Genomic DNA, 6617 nt, shown 5'->3' with positions numbered 1-6617 from the left:
GGTGCCTTTAAATTCTTCAAAGATCACATCGTCCATGCGCGAGCCGGTTTCAACCAGCGCGGTGGCGATGATCGTGAGCGATCCGCCTTCTTCAATGTTGCGGGCGGCGCCAAAGAATCGCTTCGGACGCTGCAACGCATTCGAGTCCACGCCGCCGGAGAGGACTTTGCCTGATGGCGGCACGATCGTGTTATAAGCGCGTGCCAAACGAGTAATTGAGTCGAGCAGGATCACGACATCGCGCTTGTGCTCGACGAGACGCTTCGCCTTCTCGATCACCATTTCGGCGACCTGCACGTGGCGGGCTGCCGGCTCATCGAAGGTCGAAGAAATCACTTCGCCCTTTACAGAGCGCTGCATGTCCGTAACTTCTTCCGGACGTTCGTCGATCAGCAGAACGATCAGCACGACTTCCGGATGGTTCGTCGTGATCGAGTTCGCGATCGCCTGCAACAGCATCGTCTTGCCGGTGCGCGGCGGAGCGACGATCAGCCCGCGCTGTCCTTTGCCGACTGGCGTAAGCAGATCCATAACGCGTGCGCTGATGTTCTCGCGCACGGTCTCCTGCTTGATGCGCTCCTGCGGATAGAGCGGGGTCAGGTTGTCGAAGAGGATTTTGTTGCGCGCCTCGTCAGGCGACTCGAAGTTGACGGCTTCGATCTTTACCAAGGCGAAGTACTTCTCGCCTTCGTGCGGCGGACGCACTTGGCCGCTAACCGTGTCACCGGTTTTGAGGTCGAATTTGCGAATCTGCGACGGAGAAACGTAAATGTCATCCGGACCGGGCAGGTAGTTGTAGTCGGGAGAGCGAAGAAAGCCGTAGCCGTCGGGCAGGATTTCGAGGACGCCTTCGGCGAAGATGTGTCCTTCTTTTTCGCTCTGTGCTTGCAGGATCTTGAAGATAAGGTCCTGCTTGCGAAGTCCGCTGGCGCCTGGAAGTTCCAGGGAACGCGCGATGCGGGTTAGTTCTGTGATGTTCTTTTCTTTCAGTTCAGCGATGGTCATGATCACCTACGGAGTTGTTGCAAATAAGGAGAGGTGTGGAATTTTGAGAAACTTCTGAAAAAATCTTGCGAAGGATCCTTGGGGGAGAACGCCGCGCCGGGCGCGCGGCAGAGGCTGCTTAAGCAGCCTGCCGCTGCGGCTCGAACGCTTCTTCAGTCGTGCCCATCACTCGGTCAGGAGCATTGGCCTTACCCACACGGGTAAGGACTTCGTTCATTGTCTCTTGTACGCGGGTGTTGGGCTTGTGGAACTTGCGAGTCGCCTTTGAAGCGACCTGGCACAGAAGGTATCGGTTCTGTACCGTGCCGAGAGCATCATAAATCAAATCAGAGCGCATGATAGGTATTTTTCCTTTCTTTTTAGAATCTTAGAGATACAGCTAACAGCCTTCTCGGAAACTTTTGGGGGCCCAGGTAAGCAGTTGCTTACTATTAGACGGCGCAGGAGCCTAAAAAGTCACAGGATCTTCATTCCTGACTACTTGCTGCGGAATTTTATTCCGGGGAGAACTCTGGCAGCGCGATAGGAGATGCCAAACCAGCTCGCAGAGTTGCTCGAATCTACAAAGCCAAGCCAAAAAACTGCTTAGCGCCCTGCAGAAGCGGTAGGGTATATGGTCGCTGGGTGGGGGTCAAGAAAAAAATCTGGCACGTATGTAAATAATTGTTGATGCTGCAGTTACTGGCATAGCTGCTGTGGACGAAGTGGACTTTGTGGACGTGGTGGACTGGGATGGAGCGAGAGAGGAACTGAGGTTTACGGGTTCTTGCCGACGTTCTGGTCCTTGTTCTTACCCTGCTGAGCTTACGGTCGTCAATTTGTCCACAAAGTCCACTCCGTCCACTAAGTCCAGTTCGTCCGCCCGACACTGGCTTTTTGCCCCAAAATCTGCCCCGCCTTGTAACCTTTCCCACCATGCTCAGTTTTCATCTTCGAAAGGGGCGGCGAGCTGAAGAGCAAGCCATGGCCACAGCGCATATCGGAATTCCCGGTCAATCGGGCCTCACGTCGGTGAAGGCCGGGGCCGACGCGCATCGCGCAATGACCAACACGCTTCCAGACGAAGAACTTATGTTGCAGGTGCGAGAAGGCGTAGGGGAAATGCTGGCGGTGCTCTTTGACCGCTATCAGAGCCCGTTGTTCAACTTCTACCGCCGGCTCACCGGCGATCGAACCGTGAGCGAAGACCTGGTGCAGGACGTCTTCTTTCGCATCCTCAAATATCGCCAGAGCTACAAGCCCGGCACTCCGTTTCGTGCGTGGATGTACCAGATCGCGCGCAACGCACGACTGGATCACGTTCGCAAACATCCTGAAGCGCTCGAATTCGAGCCGGAGATGTCGCCAGCCGTCGTGCCCAACGATGCGGCTCAGAATGAGCAACAAACAGCGTTGCTGCACAAAGCCCTGCTCATGCTGCCCGACGAGAAGCGAGAAGTGCTCGTGCTGAGCCGCTTTCAAGAACTCAAGTATGAAGAGATCGCGCGCATGCTCGACTGCGAAGTTGGGACTGTGAAAGTCCGCATTCATCGCGCGCTGCGCGAACTGCGCACGATCTTCGAAAAGCTCTCCAGCGGGAAGGCGACGCCGTCCGCTGAAGGCGAGAAAGGAATTCTGCAATGACCTGCGACCGATTCGCGCAAATGCTTTCTGACTATTGCGAGCGCCGCCTGTCGGCAACCGATATGGCATTCGCTCGAGAGCACACAGAGCTCTGCGCGCAGTGCCGCGCCGACGTCGAGATGTGGCAGAAGCTCGCAGCTTTGCCGCAAGAGGAGCCCAGCCCCGCCTCACGCGCTCGCTTCGAGCACATGCTGAACGCCTATCAGGAAGGACGCTGGGAGAAGCAGGGCCTGCAGCGCGAGCGCGGAAGCTGGTTTGCGGCCTGGATGCGCAGTGCCTTCGCCCCTCCGCTGGCAAGCGCCCTCGCAGCATGCCTGCTGCTGGTTGGGTTTATTGCGGGAGAACACTACACGTCTTCACATCAGGTCGAGAATCCGCAGATGGCTGCCATGCAGACCGAGTTGACGAACCTGCGGCAGCTCGTCGCATTGTCGATGCTCGAGCAGCAGTCGGCCAGCCAGCGTTTGCAGGGCGTGAACTACAGCACGCAGATTGATCGTGCTGATCCGGAAATTACAGGTGCGTTGCTGCACGCGCTCCGCTTCGACAGCAGTGTGGATGTGCGCCTTGCGGCACTCGACGCTTTGCGCCGCTACAAAGAAGATGCGCAGGTGCGCGCCGGCTTGCTAAACGCGCTGCAGGATCAGCAGTCGCCGCTGGTGCAGATCGCGCTGATTGATCTGTTCGTCGATATGCGCGACAGCGATGCGAAAGATCATCTACGCCGGATTGAGCAGGACTCCAAAGTGAATCCTGCAGTGCGGCAAAGAGCACAGTGGGGTATTCAGCAGTTGAGCTGAGGAGTGGGTCGGGCTTAACGGTGTGAACGGACGGAGCACTGAATAATGACTGGAAGAAATTGGGTTCTTTAGCACTGTCATCCTGAAGCGCTTCTTTTGCGCGAAGGATCTCCCGAGGAGCTTCAGGGCTAGTACGCACTTTCCTGGCTCTTATATTAAGAACCTGGCCGAGGAGCCTCTTGAGTGCAAATTAGTCGGAAGCGTCGCGGGAGATCCTTCGGCCGACGGCAGGCCTCAGGATGACAGTTCGGAAACGGTTGGATGTTTGTTCCAACGTGGGAATTATATGAGCGATAAATTCAACACAAAAACACTGCGCACCACGTCGAAAATCTTCATCAGCTTGCTGCTTGCGTTCGGGCTGAACAAAGCAACGGCGCAGTCGCCAATGCCGATGCCAAGGGTGTTTGTCGCGGCTCACCCTCATCCACACCCGCACGTTCATGTGCATGACTTCGAAGAGTCAGGCATGACCGTGACCGAGCAGGAGACGATCAACAAGACCATCCCCCTGCCCGCAGCAGGAGGACGCCGCAGTGTCACCGTCGACAACGTCTGGGGAGCGATTCACGTTGCGGGTACCGATTCGAATCAGGTTGAGTTTGTCGCGAAGAAAACGATCCACGCCGAGTCCCAGGACAAAGTCGCGCAGGCGAAGAGGGATGTAACGCTCGAGATCACGCAGCCAACGAATGGTGTAAGCCTCTACGTCAACGGCCCCTTCCGCTGCAACTGCAATTGCGACTGCGGAAGCTGCACGAATAATCGCGAACACCAGGGCTATGTGGTCGTGTACGACTTCGACGTAAAAGTGCCGCGTGACGTGGATCTCACTCTTCGCACAGTAAACGAAGGCGATGTGACTGTGAGTGACGTGAGCGGCCAATACTCAGTTCACAACGTAAATGGCTCGATTGAGATGACCAACGTTGCCGGTTCCGGCACGGCAAAGACGGTAAACGGAGAATTGAAAGTCCTATTTCGGGACAATCCCCGCACCGACTCGTCCTTCGCCACGTTAAACGGCGATGTCGATCTTTACTTCCTTCCCAAGCTCTCGGCTGATTTGCGATTCAAGACTTTCAATGGCGACGTGTTCACCGATTTTCAGATGTCTTCATTGCCGCCGCGTCAGCCCATCGAGGAGAAGCAGGGCACAAAGTTTGTTTTCCACGCAGACCGTTACACCGGCGGGCGCGTTGCCGCCGGCGGACCGGAAATCAAAGTCGAAACCTTAAACGGAGATATTCATATTCGTGAGCGTCATGATTAAGAAACTTACATTCACTCTTTCATTCATAACCATTGCAGTTCTTTCGGCTCCGCCGGCCAGCGCGGCAGCAGTTGGCAGCGGCGACCGAGTGGCGGTGCCTCTGAGCGATCCGGCGCGCCCGGCGTTTGTGAAAGCACACCTGCTCAACGGCAGCATCGCCGTGAAGAGCTACGAAGGCAAAGAAGTCATCGTAGAAGCCAAGGCTCGGTCCGGCGACGACGATCGCGACCGGGAAGGCGGCGCGGCGGGTATGCATCGCATTCCCATTAACAGCACCGGACTCGAAGTCGAAGAAGAGAGTAATCGCGTGGACATCGGAGCCGCCTCGACGCAGCGCACGATCGATCTCACCATCACCGTTCCGGTGCACACATCGCTGAGCCTGCATACGGTGAACGATGGCGACATCTCAGTCTCAAATGTTGATGGGGAGCTCGACGTGAACGACGTAAACGGGTCAGTCACGCTCACCGGAGTATCGGGCACGGTGGTTGCCCATGCACTCAACGGCAAAGTGCTGGTCACGTTTAATCGGGTAAATCCGAGCAAACCGATGGCCTTTAGCTCACTGAACGGTGACATCGACGTGACCTTTCCGGCTGATCTGAAAGCGAATCTCGTCATTAGCTCCGATCGTGGCGATGTCTTTAGCGATTTCGACGTAGCTATGGCAGCGCGCGCTCCGCAGCAAGTAGCCGAAGATAGTCGCAGCCAGGATGGACGTTACCACGTGAAGATCGACAAGACGGTACGCGGAACCATTAACGGCGGTGGGCAGGAAATCCAATTCAGGAACTTCAACGGCAATATTTACATTCGGAAGGCGGGAGTGAAGACGCAATAAGGTAGTTTCAAGTTTTGATTCAAGTTTCGGCAAAGCCAGTTAGACGGTTTCAGGTTTCGGCAAAGCCAGTTGCCAACATCTCTGCTGAGGACTGCCTATGCCGAAACTTGAAACCCGAAACTCGAAACCGCTTTAGAAGGCTTTGCTTCCGCGGCAATTGCTCGTTCCCGGCCAGCGAACGTAGGCAGCCACGAGGCGAACCACTCTGCGGAAGATGCGACGGCTGTGCTTCATTACCAGCCCTCGCTGCGTGGAAGCAGCCAGGCCGCTAGTGCGGGCTCTGGCATTGGATCTTCAGGATGTCGGCGGTTCCAATCTGTTCGAAGTGCGGCGTTCCAGGCGCGCATATCGTGTTCGTAAGCCGCGTTATAGAAGGTTCCGCTGCAGGGAATTGAACCAGCCGCGTGCCACTGGCTCCCATCGGCGAATGTGATATCGGTCACCTGGACTTCGAGTCCGCGCACTGATCTCCATTGCGGGCCGAGGTGCTGCGCTTCGGACAGTGAAGATTCCATCATCAGCCCGGCCTCGCTAGGTTTCACCTGGGAATCGACAATGTAGGCCTTCAAAGCCGGATGCCGTTGGCCGAATGCGTCGATCATCGTGAGCTGAAGCAGGGTTCGGGAGACGTTCTTGTCGCCGTGATTCTCGAACCACACAACGATGTGCTCTCCGCTGTGGAATGGGACATTCGTGCCCGCGACCGTGGGTTTTAGGGGGCAAGCAGCGGCTGGCGAACGGTCCTGTGCGGCGCACAATGAACACACGAATAGGAGGCACGCCAGAACGTTCAACGACTTGCCGCCCAAGACACGCATTCAATGTGGAGCATAGCAGTGCTGTGCTGAAGGACAACGTTACGGCAGTACCGTGAATGGCGGGCAGTGGTAATGGAGACTGTTCCGCGTAAAAGCGTTTCGGGGTTTCGAGTTTCAAGTTTCGGCCCAAGCCAGATTTCAACGTCTGTTCGAGGCGGCGACTCTTTTACGGCCATGGCTTAGGCGAAACCTGAAACTCGAAACTTGAAATCTCTTCTTTGACCCTACACGCGCGTCAGTACCGTTGCCGGTAG

7 protein-coding genes are annotated in these 6617 nt (G+C 56.2%); 4 read left to right on the top strand and 3 right to left on the bottom strand.

Annotation, left to right across the window (positions count from 1 at the left end; translation table 11 throughout):
- Window positions 1-1005 (bottom strand): transcription termination factor Rho (gene rho, locus VFU50_06925; protein HEU5232576.1); only part of this gene is annotated, 1005 nt, incomplete at its 3' end.
- A 118-nt stretch (window positions 1006-1123) separates the two neighbouring features.
- A complete protein-coding gene (locus tag VFU50_06920) occupies window positions 1124-1342 on the bottom strand; it encodes a DNA-directed RNA polymerase subunit omega (protein HEU5232575.1) in 219 nt (72 codons plus the stop codon).
- A 626-nt stretch (window positions 1343-1968) separates the two neighbouring features.
- Here VFU50_06920 and VFU50_06915 point away from each other — a divergent pair.
- The 4 genes from VFU50_06915 to VFU50_06900 all read left to right on the top strand — a co-directional run bounded on the left by VFU50_06915 (window position 1969) and on the right by VFU50_06900 (window position 5545).
- Window positions 1969-2628, top strand: a complete 660-nt coding sequence (locus VFU50_06915) for an RNA polymerase sigma factor (protein ID HEU5232574.1) — start codon at window positions 1969-1971, stop codon at window positions 2626-2628.
- The gene (locus VFU50_06910; GenBank protein HEU5232573.1) at window positions 2625-3428 is read left to right on the top strand and encodes a HEAT repeat domain-containing protein; all 804 of its coding nucleotides are present in this window, start codon (window positions 2625-2627) and stop codon (window positions 3426-3428) included. Before VFU50_06915 ends, VFU50_06910 begins: the two co-directional genes overlap by 4 nt.
- A gap of 286 nt (window positions 3429-3714) precedes the next feature.
- A complete protein-coding gene (locus tag VFU50_06905; GenBank protein HEU5232572.1) occupies window positions 3715-4701 on the top strand; it encodes a DUF4097 family beta strand repeat-containing protein in 987 nt (328 codons plus the stop codon).
- A complete protein-coding gene (locus VFU50_06900; GenBank protein HEU5232571.1) occupies window positions 4694-5545 on the top strand; it encodes a DUF4097 family beta strand repeat-containing protein in 852 nt (283 codons plus the stop codon). Before VFU50_06905 ends, VFU50_06900 begins: the two co-directional genes overlap by 8 nt.
- Window positions 5546-5778: 233 nt before the next feature.
- Here VFU50_06900 and VFU50_06895 read toward each other — a convergent pair whose 3' ends face one another.
- A complete protein-coding gene (locus VFU50_06895; protein ID HEU5232570.1) occupies window positions 5779-6312 on the bottom strand; it encodes a hypothetical protein in 534 nt (177 codons plus the stop codon).
- Window positions 6313-6617 lie beyond the last annotated feature (305 nt).

The sequence above is a fragment of the Terriglobales bacterium genome (assembly GCA_035764005.1).
GTDB lineage: Bacteria > Acidobacteriota > Terriglobia > Terriglobales > Acidobacteriaceae > Gp1-AA112.
This window is presented reverse-complemented; position numbering and strand designations above follow the sequence as displayed.

What these genes read in the sequence shown, in the direction of transcription:
- VFU50_06920 (HEU5232575.1), bottom strand. Translation starts at nt 1,342, where the DNA reads ATGCGCTCTGATTTGATTTATGATGCTCTCGGCACGGTACAGAACCGA.
- VFU50_06915 (HEU5232574.1), top strand. Translation starts at nt 1,969, where the DNA reads ATGGCCACAGCGCATATCGGAATTCCCGGTCAATCGGGCCTCACGTCG.
- VFU50_06910 (HEU5232573.1), top strand. Translation starts at nt 2,625, where the DNA reads ATGACCTGCGACCGATTCGCGCAAATGCTTTCTGACTATTGCGAGCGC.
- VFU50_06905 (HEU5232572.1), top strand. Translation starts at nt 3,715, where the DNA reads ATGAGCGATAAATTCAACACAAAAACACTGCGCACCACGTCGAAAATC.
- VFU50_06900 (HEU5232571.1), top strand. Translation starts at nt 4,694, where the DNA reads ATGATTAAGAAACTTACATTCACTCTTTCATTCATAACCATTGCAGTT.